The sequence below is a fragment of the Agrobacterium vaccinii genome (genome assembly GCF_021310995.1).
Classification (GTDB): Bacteria; Pseudomonadota; Alphaproteobacteria; order Rhizobiales; family Rhizobiaceae; genus Agrobacterium; species Agrobacterium vaccinii.
In genome coordinates, this window is sequence record NZ_CP054150.1 from 128963 (window position 1) to 149139 (window position 20177).

Here is a 20177-nt window from a genome sequence, read left to right on the forward strand (position 1 = left end):
TTGTCATTTGTAGATAAACCCTACCGAGCCCTGATAGGGCTGTGTGTGAGCCTGCTGCCTGTTGCCGTAAACCTTGTTGACCCGGTTCATGAAGTACATGGCGGCATCGTTTTCCGGGTTGAAGTTGTCGTCGGGCCGGGCGATCTCGTTGCGCGATACCGGTCGCACCAGATAAGGCGTGGCGATGATGACGAGCTCTGTTTCGTTGCGAATGAAGTCCTTGCTGCGGAATAGGGTGCCGAGAATCGGAACCTTGGACGCGCCGGGCAGACCGGACATCGCCTGACGCACATTGTCCTGCACCAAACCAGCAATGACGATCGAGCCGCCAGATGGAAGCTCGACGCTTGTGGAGGCCTCGCGCTTTCGTATTGACAGGTAGGTGCTACCCGGAACGCGAACGCTGCTGCCATTGCCCGTCACGGCACTGCCCTCATATGTCGGTTCGGAGACGTTGGTCTCGATCTTCAGGCTGATACGACCGGGAGACAGAACGACAGGACGAAAATTCAGCTCGATCCCGTAATCGACCTTGTCCGTCGTTCGAGTGACAGTCGGTCTTCCCGTCGTTTCATCGAATGCAACTTCCTGTTCAGCGGGCAACCGGAACTCGCCACCTACATAGAACTTCGCCTGTTCGCCTGAAATCGCAGTGAGGCTCGGCTCGGCCAAGGTGCGCATGACACCCGCCTGCTCCATCGCATTGAAATAGCTGCCAAGGGCCAGTTTTCCGACTGTGCCCGCCACGTTACCAGTACCCGCCAGGCCAATCGCATTGCCCAGGTTTGCGGGATTGGAAAACGCAATTTGACTGGAGTTTGAGCCTGTACCGCTTATGGAGCCATTGAAACCAAGCTGCTTCAAAACCTGACGGCTGACTTCTGCAACCGTGACCTTCAGCGTCACCTGATCTTCACCTTCGATCGTCAACATATTGACGATGGAGGATTGCTGGCGGTCTTCCGCGAAGATCGCAACCGCGCCGTCACCATTGCTCTGGCTTGTCTCGGTAATATTGCGCGTGGTCGCCTCACCACCCTTCAGGAAGGCGGAAGCGAGCTGGACGGCGCGGGCAGAATCCTGCGGGGTGCGAACGCTGCCTGAGAGCACGATGTTATCGGAGACGATTTCGACGCGTATGTCCGATTCAGGAATGAAGCGGCGAAGGTTGGCCTGAAGACCGGAAATGTCACGCTCGACTTCAAGATCGAGACTGACGATCTCCTGGCCCTGATCACCGAAAATGAAGATATTCGTCTGGCCAACCGACTTGCCGAAAAGATAGATGCGTCGCGAACTGCGCGTTACGGCATCCGCCATGGAGGGGTCTGCCACGAGAATATCGTGAGCGTCTTGCGGCAGATCGATGACCAGCGCCTTGTTGAGCCCCAGCTTAAGGCGCTTTCGCACGCCCTGACCGCTTTCATTGATGCGTACGATGCTGGCGCTCTGGGCGAGGGCTTCGTTGGTCGAAAGGCCAAAAGGCGCATTCATGCCGGGAAAACCGGAGAATGCGATACAGAAAGCCAGCCCGCCAGTGACGGAGGAGCGCATAAGGGTCTTCAGGCTGTTGCGTGCTCGATAGGTCATTGTGCCGATCCCCCTTGTCCTTCCTTGACGATTGAGCCGGATTTGATGACCTGAATGGCTGGCTGTCCCGCACCACGGTTCAGAAGGTATTCGGCAGATGTGGTGTCACTATCCTGTGCATCGGCAACGGAGCGTAGCGACAGCGTCAGACGATCCGCCATCTGCTGTGCGACAGTCATGATCTTTGCCTGTTCCGGTGACAGTTCCAGCGTGGCTGTTGCGCCGACAACAGCGCTCGTGCCGTCTTCGCCTTCCTTGATCTGCTGATCAATGGCGAGAACGCGGACATTGTTGAGAACGTTTTCTGTCAAAAAGCCGCCATTGTCTCCTTTGCGAACCATGATCACGTCGACCCGGTCGTTAGGAAGCACAAAGCCACCGGCGCCGGTGGCGACCGAAATCTCTGTCGAGACGGCACGCTTGCCCGCAGGCAGCAACGCGGACATGATACGGGAGCTGGAATCGACGACCTTTTCGGGCCGCAAGGGTTCGCCTTCGAACAGCGGCAGGCGCACGATAGAACCGGTCAGTTCGGCAATGGCCTCCGGGCGCTTTGCTTCGGTAACGAAGCTCTCATTGATGCTGCCCTGTGGCCATGCTGCCCAGCGCACCGAGTCTGCGCTCAGGCGGCTTCCAACCGGCAAATTGACCGAGGAAACCAGGACATTGACGGTCGGTTCTTTCTGAATGATGGCTTCGGCCTGCTCCACGACCTGTTGGGGAGCGCCAAGCTGCATGGCCAGCAAACCGGCAAGACCGGCGGCGACCACAGCTACGGAAAGAATGACGACACGCGACGGTTTCATGTTCGGGCCTTGAAAGAGTCAGAATCTCTGTTCCGACCATGGCCCGCCATTGGTGTAATTATAGTTAATAAAACGTCTCGGCGTGTGGTTAATGGAAAATAAACAGGCCCGTTTCAGGGCTGTTGCTTTACATCAGGCGCTGCATCGCGAGCTGAACGATTGGCGCTTCGGGGTAGGTCAGCAGACCCGCTACCGCGATCGCTATTCCGTAGGGAACCTTTTTAGCCACCAGCAGCGAATCTGGAACCGGAAGGCCCGTCACCATGATTTCCTGTCGATAGGACCTGATGAACAGGATGCCCATCGTCAGCACACCGCCAAGGATGGCGACTGCCAGCATATAAAGCGCAAGCGGCATGTCGAAGCCGAACCAGACCGCAGATGCCGTCAGCAACTTCGCATCCCCGCCGCCCATCGTGTTCGTTGCAAAAAGAATGAAGCTCACGAAAAATACGGCGAGACCTGCAACGAGGCTCATGCCGAACGTCTGCATGTCCATGCCCGAAAGCGGTGCGACCACGAGGAATGAAGCGATGAGGATCGCCGAAATGCGGTTCGGAATCGTCATTGTGAACAGGTCATTGAGCGCCGCGAATGCAAGACAAAGCGGAACGATCAGGAATATCGCAGCGATAACCATGTGATGCACCTTATCCTACTCGCCAACATACCAATGCGATACGCCGCCTTGTTCAGGCGGCGCAAATACTATCGAACCCGAGCCAAACCTTAGTTGTTGGCAGCAGGTGCTGCCGTCGTCATTCTGGTGGCGATTGTACCGAAGATTGCGCCAAGACGTGTACCGATAGTCGTTGCGCCAGTAATGATCGCAACGGAAATCAGGGCGGCAATCAGGCCGTATTCGATGGCGGTCGCGCCGGACTCGTCTTTCATGAAGCGAGCGAAAATCTGTGTCATGCGGGTTCTCCTAAACTCTGTCTTATCGTTGAGCACGCCGACAACTGTTTTCCGTTGTTCGGTTGACCTCAAACTAGCGAATTTGGATTTCCAACCACTTAAAAAAGCTGATTAAAAAAAGATTAACGGGCAGTGAAATCGAGCATAGTAAACAATAATTCAAAGTAGAAATTCAATTTTTATGTGTTGCAGAACATGCCTATTCTTAGGGGCTGTAGCGACAAATGACGCCAGCGGAATGCACTTTAATAGGACATATCCGCTGTTTTGTTTTGAGGCATGTAGCATAATGGAGCGACGTTTTTCAGCGAAGGCGTATCAACCATTTCATAATGGGATTCTCGTTTAACGCTTCATTCACCAATCCCGCGCATGGTGCTTTTGATCATCACAACGCCGCACCAACCAAGGCTGTCCGAACTCATGCTGTCCGTTTCAATGGCTAGACTTGCTATGACCCTGGCGGCGCTGCTTGCGACGTCCACAATGGCGGTTTCGGCTGAGGATGAGTTGCTGCGTGTTTCGATGAACCACGCCCGCGTACTGAAATTGGATAGACCGGTCAGCAAGGTCATCATCGGAAACTCCAAGGTAGCCGATGCAACGGTCGCAGATGCCACCACCATCGTCCTGACAGGCCGAAGCTTCGGCACCACGAACCTTGTTCTGCTGGACGCCGATGGCAATGCGATTGTGGATGAACGCGTGCTCGTTTCCATCGATGAAGGCAACACAGTCCGCGTTTTCCGCCAGACGGCCCGTACCGTCCTCTCCTGCACGCCGAACTGCGAAGAGCATTCCCCGAACGAAGGCGCAGCGGCGAGCGGCCAGTAAGATTTCAATTTTTGGGGTCGAGGCACGCCGCGCATTCAGCGACGAATATTTCTGTCGCATGACAAAATCCGCACATCATAGGCGAATTTCAGGCACAGATTTACCGCGCCCCGAGGGCGATACATCTTTACAGATTTTTCGATAAGTCATTGATCTGGCTAAGATCAAAAATGGAATGGTGCCCAGAAGAGGACTCGAACCTCCACACCCTTTCGAGTACCAGCACCTGAAGCTGGCGCGTCTACCAATTCCGCCATCTGGGCGACGAGGAGCGATGTACGGGGGGAGCCTCTCGGTGTCAACAGGGATTTTGAAGTTTTGTGACGATCATTGATTTTTCAGTGAAAAAACTTGAGGAGGCGGTGTTAAGGCCTCGTTGGAGAGTTCCAAAGGATCGTGAAGGGCCTCCGCGAACACCACCAAAAGGGAATCAGCTATCCAACCCTTCGTTCTTAGAGCGGTCGAGATGGCCGAGGTCGCGACCGGGGTCTATGACGTCACGGACGCGCTGCTTGAGTTCCTTTGGTCCGGGGAAGCCGCCATCGCGCTTGCGCTCCCAAATAACGTTTCCGTCCAGAAGGATTTCGAAGCGTCCGCCGGTTGCGGGCACCAACGAGACTTCTGCGAGACTGTCGGAAAATGTGTGCAGTAGTTCCTGCGCCATCCATGAAGAGCGCAGGAGCCAGTTGCACTGGGTGCAATAGATAATGGAAATGCGTGGCTTGGCCGCTGTGTCTGTCATATGGCCCCTCATTGGTTTCGGAACGAGGCCATGTTCTGCGGTGAAGCAAATCTTTGCAAGCGCCTATGTGCAGGAAATCTAGCCGATTTCTTTGTAGAACCATGTCGCGTCGCAGTAGCGACCATCGGGGTGCATCGCATAATTGGGGATGACTCCGACGCGCTGCCAACCGTAGCGAGGATATATCGCTTCCGCCGTGCTGCCCGACGCCGTGTCCAGCACCAGAAGCGTCCGGCCACGGGCCACAGCTTCGGCTTCCACCCGTTCCATCAGCAGGCGTGACAGGCCAAGCCCGCGCGAGGAGCGATGCACCAGGAGTTTCATCAGGTCACCGCGATGAGGCTGATTGGGTTTGGAGGCGAGCCCCACCTGCACGGTGCCGACGATCTTGCCATCCACCTCTGCCACCACATGAAGTGTGTCGCCACTTTCCACCGACCTAGCCACACTCTGCCAGAATGCTATCGCATCTGCAGGCACGAAAGGCAGCATATAGCCAACGGAGGCGCCGTCATTGACGCAATCGGACAGGACTTCGCAAAGGTCTGGTAGTGCGGCCAGGGTCTCCTCGCCGTTCAGCATGCGGATACGTGTCATTCGAAACTCCTGAGATGTCAGCGCTTGCGCTGGTCCAGCACCACGGCATAGCGGGCAGGGTGGTCGGACGGATTGTGAAAGATGTGCCCTTCGCCCACAGGCATGAACAGGCAGTCGCCGGGCTCCATTTGGTGGATCTCGAAGCCTGTGGTCATTTCGAGGGTTCCCTCCAGCAGCCAGACATATTGCGTCATGCCACGGCTTGCCGGGTGGGGTGGGAAGCTGACCCGTGCGTGGGCTGGAAAATCGACCTCAACGATATCGATGTCTGACTCGACGCGTGGCGGAGAGATGGCCCGGCGCGTGTAACCGGTTTCAGGATCCTGCCAGGTCGGCTGATCGCGTTTCCGCGTCAGCGGTGAGGTGGTCGTTTCGTTCTCGGCAAAAAAGCCTGACAGCGAAAGCCCCAGTGCTGCGCAAATCCGGGCCAGAAGAGCTGCGGTTGGGCTGGCTTCGCCGCGTTCTATCCGAGAGATCATGGCACGGCTGACGCCAGAGGCGCTGGCGAGCTGGTCGAGTGTCAAATTGCCTTGCGTTCGCAGGTGCTTGATGCGTGCGGCAATAGAGTGTTCGAAGGTGTCGATTTCGTTTTCCATTATCGGAGAATATTAATCTTAAATGATAGAGTCAATATCCACGATAATGGAATTTGTCGTCTGGAGCGTAAAATCCGGTCATGTAAATTCATGATGCTGCTCGCACACAACCGTAGTCTCCCGATCACTGACTGAAAAAGCCCAACTTAAAAGGCTTTTAACCAAATTCCCGCTTTTCCAGCGCAAGGGCCCCTGCTATAGCGCGGGGCATGAGCACAAATTCGACCCGCACCCCGCTTGACCATATCCGCAACTTCTCCATCGTTGCCCATATCGACCATGGCAAATCGACATTGGCTGACCGGTTGATTCAATCGACGGGCGGCCTTGCCGAACGCGATATGTCCGAGCAGGTGCTCGACAACATGGATATCGAGCGCGAGCGCGGCATTACCATCAAGGCACAGACCGTACGCCTGCATTACAAAGCGAATAACGGCGAAATCTATGTGTTGAACCTCATCGACACGCCCGGCCACGTCGACTTTGCCTACGAAGTGTCCCGCTCGCTGTCGGCCTGCGAAGGCTCGCTGCTGGTGGTCGATGCGTCCCAGGGCGTCGAAGCGCAGACTCTGGCCAACGTCTATCAGGCTATCGATAACGACCACGAACTGGTCACCGTCCTCAACAAGATCGATCTGCCCGCTGCTGAACCGGACCGCATCAAGGAACAGATCGAAGAGGTCATCGGCATCGATGCCAGTCAGGCTGTTCTGATCTCAGCCAAGACAGGTCTTGGTATTCCCGACGTTCTCGAAGCCATCGTACACCAGTTGCCGCCCCCAAAGAGCGAGCTCGGCGAAAAGGGTCCGCTGAAGGCGCTGCTGGTGGACAGCTGGTACGACACCTATCTGGGCGTCATGGTTCTCGTGCGCGTTCTCGATGGTGTACTGACCAAGGGCCAGACCATCCGCATGATGGGCACTGACGCAAAATATCAGGTGGAGCGCGTGGGCGTTCTGACCCCGAAGATGGTCGCTGTCGATAGTCTTGGTCCGGGCGAGATCGGTTTCATCACCGGCTCGATCAAGGAAGTGGCAGATACGCGCGTCGGCGATACCATTACCGAAGACAAGCGTCCGACCGCGACCGCACTGCCGGGCTTCAAGCCCGCTCAGCCTGTCGTCTTCTGTGGTCTCTTCCCAGTGGATGCGGCTGACTTCGAAGATTTGCGCGCTGCCATGGGCAAGCTGCGTCTCAACGACGCGTCGTTCTCATTCGAAATGGAATCGTCCGCTGCACTTGGCTTCGGCTTCCGCTGCGGCTTCCTCGGTCTGTTGCATCTGGAAATCATTCAGGAGCGTCTCGAGCGCGAATTCGATCTCGATCTGATCGCGACGGCTCCTTCTGTGGTCTATCAGCTAACGATGACCGATGGTTCGGAACGCGAACTTCACAATCCGGCCGATATGCCTGATGTCGTGAAGATTTCCGAGATACGCGAGCCGTGGATCAAGGCGACGATCTTGACGCCGGACGATTATCTTGGTGGCATTCTGAAGCTTTGCCAGGACCGTCGCGGTGTTCAGACCGAGTTGACCTATGTCGGCAAGCGCGCCATGATCACCTATGAACTGCCGCTCAACGAAGTCGTTTTCGACTTCTACGACCGCTTGAAGTCGATCTCCAAGGGCTATGCTTCATTCGATTACCATCTCGATGGTTATCGTGAAGGCAACCTCGTGAAGATGTCGATCATGGTCAATGGCGAGCCGGTTGACGCTCTTTCTATGCTCGTGCACCGGACTGCTGCTGAAAAGCGCGGTCGTGACATGTGTGAGAAGCTGAAAGATTTGATCCCGCGCCACATGTTCAAAATCCCGATTCAGGCGGCCATTGGTGGCAACGTCATTGCGCGTGAGACGATCTCTGCCATGCGCAAGGACGTGACCGCGAAATGCTACGGCGGCGACGCGACACGTAAGCGCAAACTTCTGGACAAGCAGAAGGAAGGCAAGAAGCGCATGCGCCAGTTCGGCAAGGTGGATATTCCGCAGGAAGCGTTCATTGCAGCTCTGAAAATGAGCGACGACTGAGAACGACATCATCCAAACGAAAAACCGCCTGTCTAGCGACAGGCGGTTTTTTATGAGTAAATGATGCTGCCCGTTATGGCTGCGTCTGGGTGCCATTGGTGTTTGGCGTAGCAGGCGCTGCGTCGTTCGTTGGTGCACTCGGTGTCATCGGTGCTGGCGCTGGTGCCTGATCGGTCACGGCTGGCGGAGTTGTCGACGACGTTGTGGTCGGGTCAGTTGTGGATGGTGCGCTCATCTGCATCCAGATGAAACCGCCAACCAACAGAACCGCGATCACGGCAACCCATGGAGCCCAGCCGGCAGGCTTGCGTGCGGCTTCCGGTGTCGTGCGCAGCTCTGGACGGTCAGGGCGAAGATTTGGATCACGTGGTAGGTTTGGATCGAATGTCATGGTGTTTTCTCCTCTTTGCTACTGAGGAGAAAATGCAAATCTGCGTGATTGGTTCCAGACATGTAAGAAACACGTAATAGACGTCATGCACCGGCTCGCTGCTGAAACAGGGAAACTTCGAGCACATCGAACACGGCTGGATCGTCGCATTGCGAAACATTAAAGCGCATAAAACCTGATGCGGTCTTGGCCTGACTGAAGATATTGCCCGGCGCCAGCACCACCTTCTTCATCAGAGCGTGGCGCGCGACCGAGGCAGCATCTACGTCATCAGGCAGCTTGCACCACAGAAAAATGCCTGCGCTTGGTTCGATCCATGGTGTGATGCCGAGTGCTGCGAGCCGCGCAGTTGTTGCTTCCCGGGCCTGCGTCAACTTTATATTCACGACGTCCATATGGCGACGATAGTGCACGTCCTTCAGCGCCGAATACACCAAAACTTCAGACAGTTGACTGCCTGAAAAGCCGGTGGCGATTTTCATGTTGGTCAGCGGTTCGATCCAGTCCTTCGGTGCCGCTATGTAACCGCAGCGCACGGAAGCCGATAGCGTTTTGGAGAAGCTGCCGATCTGCACGACCCGGCTCAGACCATCGAACGCCGCAAGGCGAGGCGCTTTGTGGTGTTCGAAATCGGCAAATATGTCGTCTTCGATGATCGTCACGCCAGCGCGCTCCGCCAACATCAGAACACGATGCGCGGTGGAGGGTGAGAGGACCGCACCCGTTGGGTTATGGATTGCAGAGTTGGTAATGTAGAGCCGGGGCTGGTGCGTCGTCACAGCCTCCTCGAAAAGAGCGATATCCGGCCCCGTCGGCGTATAGGGCACACCAACCACCTTGACGCGGTGGGCACGCAGCAGGGCGTGGAAGTTGAAGTAGCAGGGATCGTCTACCAGTACGGTTTCGCCCGGCTCTAGCAGGAAGCGACAGAGGTGATCGATGGCCTGCGTTCCCGAATCCACGAGAATGATCTGCTCAGCATCGGCCTGCACGCCTTGATCCGCCAATCGACGCGAGAGCAATTGTCGGAGCGGGGCCAGCCCGAGCGGGGTGCTGTAATCCGTCAGATGATGAGCGTCGCTGCGGCCCAGATTGCGCATCGCGCGTCGCAGAACATCCTGCGGCATCCATGACGCGGGCATCCAGCCGCAGCCGGGCTTCAAAAGATCGCCACGCCCGTCCAGCGCCAGACGTGAGACCCAGAAAGGATCGACGGCCCGGTCCAGCTTTGGTCCGATGTCGGCAAGAGATAGGGGTGCCAGCGTGTTGGCCACATAAAAACCGGAGCCGGGCCGGGACCGGATGGCACCCTCTGCGACCAGACGTTCATAGGCCTCCACCACGGTGGATGTGGAAACCTGCATGACCTTGGCAAAGGCCCGTACGGACGGAAGCTTGCTGCCGGAGGTCAGATGGCGAGAGGCAATCCGGCGGCGGATTTCTGCCATGACGGTGTCGATGCGGGGTGCGGTGCTTTCGGTTTTCAAGGTCGCATCGGTCATCTGTACTGCTCTTCGCACCATAACGGTTTTTCAAAACCGTATCGCACTGTCACTGGCAGCGCTACCCCCGGCAGTAGCATAGCTGGCTGAACTGGAGTGATGGTATGAAACAGGTGTCGAGCGGATGGTGGAGCGGATTGATAGGCGTGCTGATTTTCAGCGCGTCACTGCCCGCCACGCGGATGGCCGTTGCAGGCTTTGACCCGGCGTTTCTCACGCTTGCGCGCGCCAGCATCGCAGGCATTCTGGCTTGCGGTCTGCTCGTGGTGTTCAAACAGAAGCGCCCGGCTGGCGCCGATTTGGGATCGCTCGCCGTGGTCGCGTTGGGCGTCGTCATCGGCTTTCCGTTTCTCACGGCCCTTGCGCTGAAACATATCACCGCGTCCCACTCTACCGTTTTCATCGGCCTCCTGCCGCTCTCGACAGCAATTTTCGCCGTGATGCGGGGCGGTGAGAGACCGCGTCCCATTTTCTGGGTCTTCTCATGCCTCGGCAGCACGCTGGTCGCAGGCTTCGCCCTGATGCAGGACGGCACCGCATCGTTGACGGGTGACCTCTTGATGCTGAGCGCAATCGTCGTCTGTGGGCTGGGTTATGCAGAAGGTGCCGCGTTGTCGCGGCGGCTGGGCGGTTGGCAGGTCATCTCCTGGGCGCTGGTTCTGTCGCTGCCGCTCATGTTGCCGCTCGCGCTTTTCTTTATGCCCGCATCCTTGAGTGGTATTCCTACCAGTGCGTGGGTTGGGCTCTGCTACGTGTCGCTATTCAGCATGCTGATCGGCTTCATCTTCTGGTATCGCGGGCTGGCACTCGGCGGCATTGCAGCCGTGGGCCAGTTGCAATTGCTGCAGCCGTTCTTCGGGCTGATATTGTCGGCGACATTGCTGGGCGAAGCCGTCAGCCCCGCAATGCTCGTCGTCACGATGGGCGTGGTGGCCTGCGTTGCAGGCGCCCGACGCGTTTCAAGGCAGGTCGCGGTGCCACGGAATTAGCCGCGACCGCGCGTCCAGCGTTGCCATGCTTCTTCGTTGCCGCTGAACACGTTGAGGTCGATCTTGCCCTCTACGCCATGCGACAGGCCGGAACCCGAATATTGCCAGAACAGCCACTTGCGGTCCGGGTAGACCTTGGACGGATGCTGCGCCACGGCCCGAAGCCAGAATGGGTAGTTCTTGAACTCACCCGATAGGTGGTCCTTGTAGAAATCAGGGGCCGTATAGATGATTGGACGCTGGCCATAATGGCGCTCCAGCATGTCCATGAAGACCTGCATCTTTTCCAGCACCTTGGCGCGTGGCAGGCGCATTTTGCAGCTGGATTCCCCGTTATATTCCACGTCGATGACGGGTGGCAGCGCCTCCGGGTCACGCGGCACGTTGCGAATGAACCAGTCGGCCTGATGGCTTGCCGGACGGCACCAGTAGAAGAAGTGGTAGGCACCGCGGCGAACACCCGCCGCCTTGGCGCGGTCCCAATTGGTTCTGAACATCGGGTCAAGATGGTCACCGCCATCCGTTGCCTTGATGAAGGCGAAGTTGGCGCCGCGCGATCTCAGTCTCTCCCAGTCGATATTGCCCTGCCAGCGCGACACATCAACGCCGTGGACCGGGAAATGACGGGGCGTGACCCTGCCGAAATTGATGGGCTTGGCATCGCTGAAATTGGATTTGAAAATGCGGGAGCGGACCGCAGGGCCGGCATTGATGGCCGGCGCTGCGGCCATCGCCAATTGCACTGGTCTTTCGTTCGGCATGGCCACACCCGCCTGCGGAGCTATCGGTCTCTCCATCTCCGGTGCCGCGCGGGGTGCCGTGGTCTGCTGGTCGACAGCGGCAAAGGCGGGAGAGCCGGACGGCATCGGGCCACCCCAGGCCAGCACTTTTTGCGCGGGTTCGGCACGAAGCGGCGCGCCGACACTGGCTTGCGGCACGGGTGCCGAAGGCGTCACCGAACTGGTGGTTTCCTTGGAAGGAATGCCCGCCATAAGGCCTTCCGGCCCGGAACTGGACGTACAGCCGGCGAGGGATAGGCAGGCGAGTATTAAGGCTGGCACTGTCGATCGATGCATGAGAATCCGTACGCAAAACAAGCGGATAAGCACAACACGCGCCAACCCTGAGACCATGAAAAAATATGACTAACGACAAATTATCAAAAAAGGCTGAATCCAATCTTTACGACCGGACATCTGGTTAAAAACACTGATCACACCTGCGCGAGGAGGACTGTGCATGCTCGTAGAAAGCAAAACGCGCGGACGAAGCCGCCCGCGCGCCGTTTTGTTTGGAAGTGGTGTTTATTACGCTGCGAAACGAGTGTCGCGATAGCCAGCGTTGGTATCGAGTTTGAACTGCTCGAGAAGTCCCAGCAACTGGTCCGTCTCTTCGTTCAACTGCTCGCTCGCCGCACTCGTTTCTTCCACCATCGCCGCATTTTGCTGCGTGAGAAGATCCACCTCACCCACGGAGCTGTTGATCTGTTGCAGGGCGACAGCCTGATCGTGCGTTGCCTGCGTGATCTTTTCGACGTGGTCGCTGACGTGGGAAATCTGCGAGCCGATCTGCGCCAGAGCATCGCCGGTCTGGTGGACCAGGCTGGAGCCTGCGGCAACCTCGGTGGAGGAAACGGCGATCAATTGCCGGATTTCCTTTGCAGCCGAGGCAGAGCGCTGCGCCAATTCACGCACCTCATGGGCAACCACCGCGAAGCCCTTGCCTGCTTCACCCGCACGTGCTGCTTCAACGCCTGCATTCAGCGCCAGAAGGTTCGTCTGGAACGAGATGGAATCGATGACTTCGGTGATATTTCCGATGGTCTGCGATGCGTTCTCGATGCGTTGCATGGCCGTAACGGCGTTGCGCACGATAACAAGCGATTCCTCGGTGTTGCGGCGTGTCTTGTCGACAATGGTATTGGCTTCGCGAGCCCTGTCTACGGCATTGCGCATGTTGGTGTTGACCTCATCCACAGCCGCTGCGGTTTCCTCCAGCGATGCGGCCTGACGTTCGGTGCGACGCGCGAGATCGACGGCGGATTCCGACATCTGCTGGGCATTGCCCCTGATGACGCTGACATTTTCCTGAATGCCGCCGATGGTTTCGCGAAGGCGCAGCATTGACTGGTTGAAGTCCACACGCAACTGCTCAAGACGGTCGTTGAAAGGCGTATCGATGGTCGTGGAAATATCGCCTGAAGACAGTCGCTTCAAACCACCGGCAAGTGCGGTGACGGCGAACTGAATCTGGCGGTCCAGTTCCTTGCGCTCGCTGTCGTTCGACTGCCGCTGCGCTTCCGCCGCTGCCCGCTGCTCTTCTGTTGCGACCTCGAGACGGACGCGCTCCTCGGCATTTTCCTTGAAAACTTCCAGCGCACGCGCCATGTCGCCAATCTCATCGTAGCGATTTTTAGCGTTCAGCGGAATATTCGTGTCGCCCTTGGCCAGGCGTTTCATCGCGCTGACGATGCCTAGGATCGGCCCCTTGAAGGTCATCACCAGACCGATGCCTGCAAAGATGGCAACGAGGACGCCAATGACCATGGCAGAGAGCGAGATACCATCTGCCTTGCTGCGTTCCGTATCAGCGGCCAGACGCTGCTTTCCGGCAAAATCCGTCAGGCTGACCCAGACGCGGCGAATTTCTTCTTCCGCCATGCCGAATGCCACCTTGCGTTGCTCAGACACTGCCAGAAGGTCTGCTGCAGCGCGGTCCAACTTGGTTGCGGTGTCGTCGATGGCCTTTGCACTCTTGCGCGTCGATTCCGACATTGCGGCATCGCTGGTCATGGCGCCTGCCGAGACATTCAGGCGGAAGGCGGCGTCGCTGAATTTTTCCAGTGCGGCCTTGGTCTGGGCGGCAACATAGCCTGCCATTTCCAGTTCGAGGTTCTTGGCATCATCGCCGATCTGCCGGGCCGTTGCCAGAAATGTCGTCGCCTGTTCGATGGGCTGGTCGAGCTGGCCGAAGACCTCTGTAGCCTGTCGCGATTTGACAGTGGCAAAGCCTTGGAGACGAATGGTGGCCGGGCGCATCAGGTTCACGACGCGGTCTACGGCACCAACGGTACTGTCGTTGACGATGCCGATGTCGAGCTGTGCGCGGATTTGCGAGACGGACTCCGCCATCTGTTCGATCAGGACTTTCTGGTCGACGGATGCGATTGCGACGAGGTCCTTTGCGGTTGCTTCCAAGGTGCCGATGGCCGCCTTGACCACTGCCATTTTTTCTTCCGGCAACATGGCCTTGTTGAAGTCGGTGACCACGGTTGCGATGACGTTTGCGCCACGGTTGAGTTTATCGGCCTCGCGCAACAAAAGCTTGGCTCTTGCTTCGTCCGTTTGCAGCGTGTTGCGGGTGTTGGTGGCGTTGGACAGAAGTCCATTCAGCTCGCGCAAAACAACGGCCAGGTCGGCGCTCATACCGGCACGGAGCGCCTGTTCCTTCTGGTGGCTGGACCACAATTCATTGACCTGATCATCGATGATTTTTGTGCGGTCGATTGCATCTTTTATCTCGGGAGAGGCGGCGTCTGCCGTGGCGCGCAGAAAATTCGCCTGCTCGGACAGCTGACGGTGCAATGTGGTGCGTGTGTCATCGTTAGTATTGTTGAGAAACGATGTCATGCCGCCATAGACTTCCTTGAACCCGGTCAGCGACTGCAGGATCGTGTTGGAAACATCCATGCGGCTTTGCAGCAGATTTGATGCGTATAGGCCGGAAAGCCCCACTGCAAGAATGCTTGCAATGAAGGGAGCAATGAAAACGATGACTTTCGTTTGTATCTTGAAGCGTGCGAGCAGATTATCGATTACCATAATTTTCCCCAAGGCCCGTTTTTAGTTTTTATGTCGCTTTTCTCTGGCGCAATCGCCGTTTCTAACTTCTGCAATTCAGGTTTGAAAAAACGGTTAAGAGCGCGGCGATTTCAAGCGGTTGGCAAGGACGTAGACCGGCACGGGAGTGCCGGTCCGGGTGGTAAAAACGTGTCAGGCTGACCTCAGTGGTCTGCTTTTAGCGTCTTGCCGAAGGCATCGACGATGAGCCTCTTCAGTTCTTCATGAATGTCGACCCTGTCGCGCGGACCGGCAGGTTCGCAGATCGGATCGATCTCGCCGACCGATTTCAGGAAATCGGCAGCGCCTGGCTTGCACACGGGCAGAAAGCTGAAATGGTCTGCGTCATCAACCTGCGCGTAGCTTGCCTTTGCCACATCCTTGGCAAGCTGGTCCGAAATCACCGAAACCGGGATTTGACCGACACTGCCCAGATTGATGAAGGTCAAGGGAATGTCGATTGCCGCAAGGCTGTCCTTGGTGAAGGCCACCTCCAGACCGGGATCGACGAGCACCGCCGTGCGGATACGGGCGTCTTGGTTCGATTGCTCGAAGCGCGTCTTGTCCACGCCGCGCAAATCCAATTTCGGGACTGAGATTGGCTCGTCGTTCTTGAAACCTTTGCCACCGGCAAACCACTGGCAATCCATGGAGGCCGCATAGTCCACGCAATATTGCACATAGGCGTCAAGATTGGCCCGACCGCCCACCAGCTCCAGTGCCGTGCTGCCGCCGAGGGAAAAGCCGAGAATGCCGATACGCTTGGCATCGACGGATTTCGACAGTTCGGGATCAGATGTCAGCGACGTGATGATGGTAGAGATGTCATCCGTGCGCTCCCATATTTTTGGCGTTTCTTCGGGAGTGGAATCGCCACTGGTGGTGCCGGGATGGTCAGGTGCTGCAACGACGTAGCCTGCCTGCGCAAGTGCGGTGGCAATCCACGCCATGGCGACCGCGCGGGAACCCGAGCCGTGCGAAAGCAGGATCAGTGGCTTTGGGCCGGACGAAAGCGCGACATTCTTGACCGCTTGCGCTCCGTCAAAAATCCTGTTTTCGCCGACACTAATTGTTTCGCCCTCTCCGCTGGAAGGGTACCAGAGAGTGACGGACAAATCCCTGTTGCGGGCAGGGGAGTGTATCGTGATGTCACGCGTGCCGACGACATCATCAGCCAGTGCGGACTGGAGGGTGAAAGCGGTCAGCAGCAGAGCGGTGGGGAGTATAAAGCGCATCGTAAAACCTCATGGTTGGAGCAACGAGGCCGGTGTCTGCGCATGGCAACTTTTTCACGCCCTGAAACACGATTGAGGTCGTCCGTAAACGCGATCTGGTCCATGTAGAAAGCGTCGTCTTTTCAGCGCGAGGCTGTCACCTTGATTTTCGTACCCATGCCCTTCGTCGTCGCATTGCTGTTGGTTCTCATGCTGCTCTCGATCATCCGCAGCAATGGCGAAGGCCGCGCCAACCGTCCGTTTCTTGCAATGATTTTGCTGAGCGCCGTGCAATCGACCATTGTCGGCCTGCGCTGGGGTTACCAGATCGAGGAGTTGAAATACGCTTTGCCGGTCATGGCATCGGTTTTGCCACCGCTGGCTTATGCCAGCTTCAGAAGCCTCATGCACAGCTGGCGCTTGAAAAGTGCCGCCAACATTGTGAGCATCGCCGCGCCGCCCATCGTGGTCGCCGTCTTGCTCGTGACCTATCCCGTCGCGATCGATGGCATTCTCATCTTGCTGTTCGTGGGGTATGCGTTTGCCATCGTGTTGTTGGGCAAGCGCGGTCCGGATGGGCTGGAGGAGGCGCAGTTCGCCAGTGTGACCTCGGTTCACCGGGCGCTTTTTATCGCCGCCTTCGCTCTGTGCCTTTCCGCCGCTTTCGATGTTCTCGTTCTGCTCGACTTTGAGTGGGCGCAGGGCCAGAACGCTGCCGCCATCATCAGCAATGGAAATCTGCTAGGACTGCTTCTGATCGGGCTGACGTCATGGGTGGCAGGAGATAGCAGGCCGGAAAAGCACAGGGATGTAGAACCTGCACCGGCTGATCCTGCCGCTGCGACGCCCGAAGACCACGAGATCATGGGTCGATTGGAGGAGATGATGAGCAGGCATAAGGTCTATCGCGACGAAAACCTCAATCTCTCCCGTCTGGCGCGCAAGATGGTACTGCCCAGCCGTCAGATTTCACAGGCCATCAACCGCGCAACGGGCGGAAACGTATCACAATATATCAACCAGCTGAGAGTGAAGGACGCATGCCGACTGCTGGAGGAAACGGACCAGTCGGTGACGTCGATCATGCTGGAAAGCGGCTTTCAGACAAAGTCCAATTTTAATCGCGAGTTTCGACGTATCACCGGCATGAGCCCCGTCGCATGGCGCGACCGGGAAGTCTGGACGCTGGTCTCCAGCCATAAAAATGGCCACCCGGCATAACCGGATGGCCCAAAGCGTCTCAGCGAGACTGGTAATCAGAGATTACCGTTGCGCTGCTGGATCATCATGTAGGTATCATAGGTGTATTCGGCGATCTGCGCCCAGAGATAGGCGTCTTTTTTGAAGGCCTGTTGGCTTTCGTAAATCTTCTTGAAGTTCTCGTTGACGGCCGAAATCTCCGCGTAAGTCTCAAGCGCTGCCTTGTGGCACACGTCGAGAATTTCCTGGCTGAACGGGCGAAGGATTGCGCCCTGGGCCACGAGTTCCTTCAATGCCTTGGGGTTGCGGGCATCGTAGCGTTCCAGCATGGAAGCGCTGCCAGCAGCACAAGCGTCCTTCAGAATACGCTTGTAGTTCTCCGGCAGGCCGTTGAACTTTTCAAGGTTGACGAAGGCGTGGCAGGCCGGGCCACCTTCCCACCATGCGGGATAGTAGTAATATTTCGCGACCTTGTAGAAGCCGAGCTTCTGGTCGTCATAGGGGCCGACGAATTCCGTCGCGTCGATGGTGCCCTTTTCCAGCGCGGCATACACATCACCGCCTGCGATCTGCTGCGGTGTGATACCGACCTTCTGCATGACCTGACCGGTAAGACCGGCGATGCGCATCTTTAGACCCTTCAGGTCATCGATGGTGTTGATTTCCTTGCGGAACCAGCCGCCCATCTGCGCGCCGGTGTTGCCGAGCAGAATTGAGTAGATGTTGTGCTTGGCCAGAAATTCGTTCAGCAGCTCGTTGCCGCCAGCCTGATTGAACCAGGCATTGGTCTGGCGTGCGTTGAGGCCGAAGGGGACCGATGTGCCCAGCGCAAAGGTCGGGTCTTTGCCGACGTAATAATAGGAGCAGGTGTGGGCCATCTCGACCGTGCCGGATGTCACCGCATCCGCAGCTTGTAGAGCAGGCACGATTTCGCCACCGGCAAAATGCTGGATGACGAAGTTGCCGCCGGATGCTTCCTTCACGTGGTCGGCCACGATCTGGCCTGCGCCGAACAGAATGTCGAGACCCTTGGTGAAGGAGGAGGTCATGCGCCAGGTGATCTTGGGGTTTTCCTGGGCAATGGCGGGTGCGGCGAGAGCGGTTGCTGTGACGCCTGCGCCAACGGCACCGGCCTTGCGGATGAATGATCTGCGATCCATGTCGATTGAGCCCTAATATGAAGATTCAAGGCGAACCGCATGGTACGCCTCCCATAAACTACTAACCATGTCCGGTTGCAGTCTTCAAGACAATCTTGATGATATTGAGTCGGCAGTCTCTGTCTCGCAGTAGAGGCGATATGTTGCCTTCAACTACCGGATGAATGAGCATTCCTGCGGACCTCCAATGCCCTTTGGTTGAGAGACCGAAAAGCCAACGGCTCCGATTCATAAGGCTAGAATTAGAATTATTCTAAATTGACTTGCGCAAATTATTCGGCGGGATTATTTAGAATTATTCTAAATCGGACGCCTCCCATGTTTCGCAATCTGTTCTCCCGTTCCAAACGTCCTTTCGCCTCCTTGAGCGAACAGGAAATTCTCGCCCTCGCTATTTCCTCCGAGGAGGACGACGCTCGTATCTACCGCTCCTATGCGGGGCATCTGCGGGCTCAATATCCCCAGTCGGCCAAGGTCTTCGAGGATATGGCCGAGGTCGAACAGGCCCATCGCAACATGCTGATCGGCATGCACCAGGACAGATTTGGTGACATGATTCCCTTGATCCGTCGCGAGCATGTCAGCGGCTTTTACGAGCGTAAGCCCGACTGGTTGGTCAAGAACCTGTCGCTTGAGACCATGCGTAAGCAGGCCGAACTGATGGAAGGTCAGGCCATCCGCTTTTACGACCAAGCCGTAAAACACGTGACCGATGCCTCCACACGCAAGCTCCTGGGCGATTTGGCTGAAGCCGAACGCGGGCATGAAGATATTGCCGGTATGCTGAACGGCAAGCATCTGCCCGAAGACGTAAAATCCGACGAAGAGGAAACTGCAAAACGGCAATTCCTGTTGACCTATGTTCAACCAGGCTTGGCAGGTCTGATGGATGGCTCGGTCTCGACGCTGGCCCCCATTTTTGCTGCCGCTTTCGCCACGCAGGACACATGGCAGACCTTCCTCATCGGTCTGTCCGCCTCCGTTGGCGCTGGTATCTCCATGGGCTTTACCGAAGCCGCCCATGATGACGGCAAGCTTTCCGGCCGTGGATCGCCTTTGAAGCGCGGTCTTGCATCCGGCATCATGACGGCCATCGGCGGTCTGGGGCATACGCTGCCCTATCTCATCTCGCATTTCTGGACGGCGACCGCCGTTGCCGCCGTCATCGTCTTCATGGAACTCTGGGCGATCGCCTTCATCCAGAACCGCTATATGGAAACGCCGTTTCTGCGCGCCGTCTTTCAGGTGGTGTTGGGCGGTTCGCTGGTGTTGGCGGCAGGCATTCTCATCGGCAATGGCTGATGTGAGGGAGGGCTTCGTTCGTAATGAAGCCCTCCTAATAAGTCACGCCTGCGGAATGTGGGCGATGACTTTGATTTCGAAGTCGAAACCCGCCAGCCAGTTCACGCCAACCGCAGTCCATGTGGGGTAGGGCTTTTCACTAAAAACAGTCGCTTTTATACCCATGATGGTTTCTAGCTGATTTTCAGGGTCAGTGTGGAAGGTGGTGACATCGATTATGTCATCGAAGGTCGCGCCTGCTGCCGCCAGAACAGCCTTCAGATTGTCGAAAGCAAGCTGCACCTGTTTGGCAAAATCCGGTTCGGCGGAGCCGTCTTCGCGGCTGCCGACTTGGCCGGAAACGAACAACAGGTCGCCGGAGCGAACTGCTGCCGAATAACCGTGGGCTTCGTAAAGCGCGTGGCGGTTCGCGGGGAAAATTGCGTCGCGTTTGCTCATTTTTGTGACTCCAGAGTTCTAGG

The 20177-nt window shown here is 57.1% G+C and carries 19 protein-coding genes and 1 tRNA gene; 5 read left to right on the forward strand and 15 right to left on the reverse strand.

The features are described 5' to 3' along the window. Positions 1–3: 3 nt before the first annotated feature. From HRR99_RS00645 to HRR99_RS00660, 4 genes are all read right to left on the reverse strand, one after another. Positions 4–1590, reverse strand: coding sequence for a type II and III secretion system protein family protein (locus HRR99_RS00645; RefSeq protein WP_112497800.1), 1587 nt, complete (start codon positions 1588–1590; stop codon positions 4–6). Next, a complete protein-coding gene (gene cpaB, locus HRR99_RS00650; protein ID WP_233122392.1) occupies positions 1587–2396 on the reverse strand; it encodes a Flp pilus assembly protein CpaB in 810 nt (269 codons plus the stop codon). Before cpaB ends, HRR99_RS00645 begins: the two co-directional genes overlap by 4 nt. Before the next feature lie 127 nt (positions 2397–2523). After that, positions 2524–3036, reverse strand: a complete 513-nt coding sequence (locus tag HRR99_RS00655) for an A24 family peptidase (RefSeq protein WP_112497798.1) — start codon at positions 3034–3036, stop codon at positions 2524–2526. 89 nt (positions 3037–3125) lie between these two features. Beyond that, positions 3126–3314 (reverse strand): Flp family type IVb pilin, encoded by a 189-nt coding sequence (locus tag HRR99_RS00660; protein ID WP_233122393.1) that lies wholly within the window; start codon positions 3312–3314, stop codon positions 3126–3128. Between the two features lie 453 nt (positions 3315–3767). On the opposite strand from HRR99_RS00660, the gene HRR99_RS00665 reads away from it, so the two are divergent. Continuing rightward, positions 3768–4148, forward strand: coding sequence for a pilus assembly protein N-terminal domain-containing protein (locus tag HRR99_RS00665; RefSeq protein ID WP_112497953.1), 381 nt, complete (start codon positions 3768–3770; stop codon positions 4146–4148). A gap of 176 nt (positions 4149–4324) precedes the next feature. Here HRR99_RS00665 and HRR99_RS00670 read toward each other — a convergent pair. From HRR99_RS00670 to HRR99_RS00685, 4 genes are all read right to left on the reverse strand, one after another. Then, positions 4325–4411: transfer RNA gene (locus tag HRR99_RS00670), tRNA-Leu, on the reverse strand. A 167-nt stretch (positions 4412–4578) separates the two neighbouring features. Continuing rightward, on the reverse strand, positions 4579–4890 hold the full coding sequence (locus tag HRR99_RS00675; protein WP_233122395.1) for an Rdx family protein: 312 nt from the start codon (positions 4888–4890) through the stop codon (positions 4579–4581). 78 nt (positions 4891–4968) lie between these two features. Further along, positions 4969–5487: a GNAT family N-acetyltransferase gene (locus HRR99_RS00680; protein ID WP_233122396.1), complete on the reverse strand. Its 519-nt coding sequence runs from the start codon at positions 5485–5487 to the stop codon at positions 4969–4971. 17 nt (positions 5488–5504) lie between these two features. Then, positions 5505–6083: a helix-turn-helix domain-containing protein gene (locus HRR99_RS00685; protein WP_233122397.1), complete on the reverse strand. Its 579-nt coding sequence runs from the start codon at positions 6081–6083 to the stop codon at positions 5505–5507. Positions 6084–6280: 197 nt separating this feature from the next. On the opposite strand from HRR99_RS00685, the gene lepA reads away from it, so the two are divergent. Next, a complete protein-coding gene (lepA, locus tag HRR99_RS00690; protein ID WP_162694564.1) occupies positions 6281–8119 on the forward strand; it encodes a translation elongation factor 4 in 1839 nt (612 codons plus the stop codon). 73 nt (positions 8120–8192) lie between these two features. On the opposite strand, the gene HRR99_RS00695 is transcribed toward lepA, so the two are convergent. Beyond that, positions 8193–8510, reverse strand: a complete 318-nt coding sequence (locus HRR99_RS00695; protein ID WP_233122398.1) for a hypothetical protein — start codon at positions 8508–8510, stop codon at positions 8193–8195. An 83-nt stretch (positions 8511–8593) separates the two neighbouring features. Next, positions 8594–10033 (reverse strand): aminotransferase-like domain-containing protein, encoded by a 1440-nt coding sequence (locus HRR99_RS00700; RefSeq protein WP_422387280.1) that lies wholly within the window; start codon positions 10031–10033, stop codon positions 8594–8596. An 83-nt stretch (positions 10034–10116) separates the two neighbouring features. On the opposite strand from HRR99_RS00700, the gene HRR99_RS00705 reads away from it, so the two are divergent. After that, entirely contained in the window at positions 10117–11001 is an 885-nt protein-coding gene (locus tag HRR99_RS00705; RefSeq protein WP_233122400.1) for a DMT family transporter, read from the forward strand. Here HRR99_RS00705 and HRR99_RS00710 read toward each other — a convergent pair. The 3 genes from HRR99_RS00710 to HRR99_RS00720 form a co-directional block, all read right to left on the reverse strand. Further along, positions 10998–12077, reverse strand: a complete 1080-nt coding sequence (locus HRR99_RS00710; RefSeq protein ID WP_233122401.1) for a glycoside hydrolase family 25 protein — start codon at positions 12075–12077, stop codon at positions 10998–11000. The two genes, HRR99_RS00705 and HRR99_RS00710, sit on opposite strands and share 4 nt — an antisense overlap. A gap of 231 nt (positions 12078–12308) precedes the next feature. Next, positions 12309–14822, reverse strand: coding sequence for a methyl-accepting chemotaxis protein (locus tag HRR99_RS00715; protein WP_233122402.1), 2514 nt, complete (start codon positions 14820–14822; stop codon positions 12309–12311). A gap of 182 nt (positions 14823–15004) precedes the next feature. After that, complete coding sequence (locus tag HRR99_RS00720) at positions 15005–16075, reverse strand: alpha/beta hydrolase family protein (RefSeq protein WP_233122403.1); 1071 nt, start codon at positions 16073–16075, stop codon at positions 15005–15007. A gap of 141 nt (positions 16076–16216) precedes the next feature. On the opposite strand from HRR99_RS00720, the gene HRR99_RS00725 reads away from it, so the two are divergent. After that, complete coding sequence (locus HRR99_RS00725) at positions 16217–17275, forward strand: helix-turn-helix domain-containing protein (RefSeq protein ID WP_233122404.1); 1059 nt, start codon at positions 16217–16219, stop codon at positions 17273–17275. A gap of 35 nt (positions 17276–17310) precedes the next feature. On the opposite strand, the gene HRR99_RS00730 is transcribed toward HRR99_RS00725, so the two are convergent. After that, positions 17311–18414 (reverse strand): TRAP transporter substrate-binding protein, encoded by a 1104-nt coding sequence (locus HRR99_RS00730; protein ID WP_111840026.1) that lies wholly within the window; start codon positions 18412–18414, stop codon positions 17311–17313. A 318-nt stretch (positions 18415–18732) separates the two neighbouring features. Here HRR99_RS00730 and mbfA point away from each other — a divergent pair, with 318 nt between their 5' ends. Further along, the gene (gene mbfA, locus HRR99_RS00735) at positions 18733–19716 is read left to right on the forward strand and encodes an iron exporter MbfA (RefSeq protein WP_233122405.1); all 984 of its coding nucleotides are present in this window, start codon (positions 18733–18735) and stop codon (positions 19714–19716) included. Positions 19717–19758: 42 nt separating this feature from the next. Here the strand turns inward: mbfA and HRR99_RS00740 are convergent, their stop codons facing one another. Beyond that, positions 19759–20154: a RidA family protein gene (locus tag HRR99_RS00740; RefSeq protein ID WP_233122406.1), complete on the reverse strand. Its 396-nt coding sequence runs from the start codon at positions 20152–20154 to the stop codon at positions 19759–19761. Positions 20155–20177 lie beyond the last annotated feature (23 nt).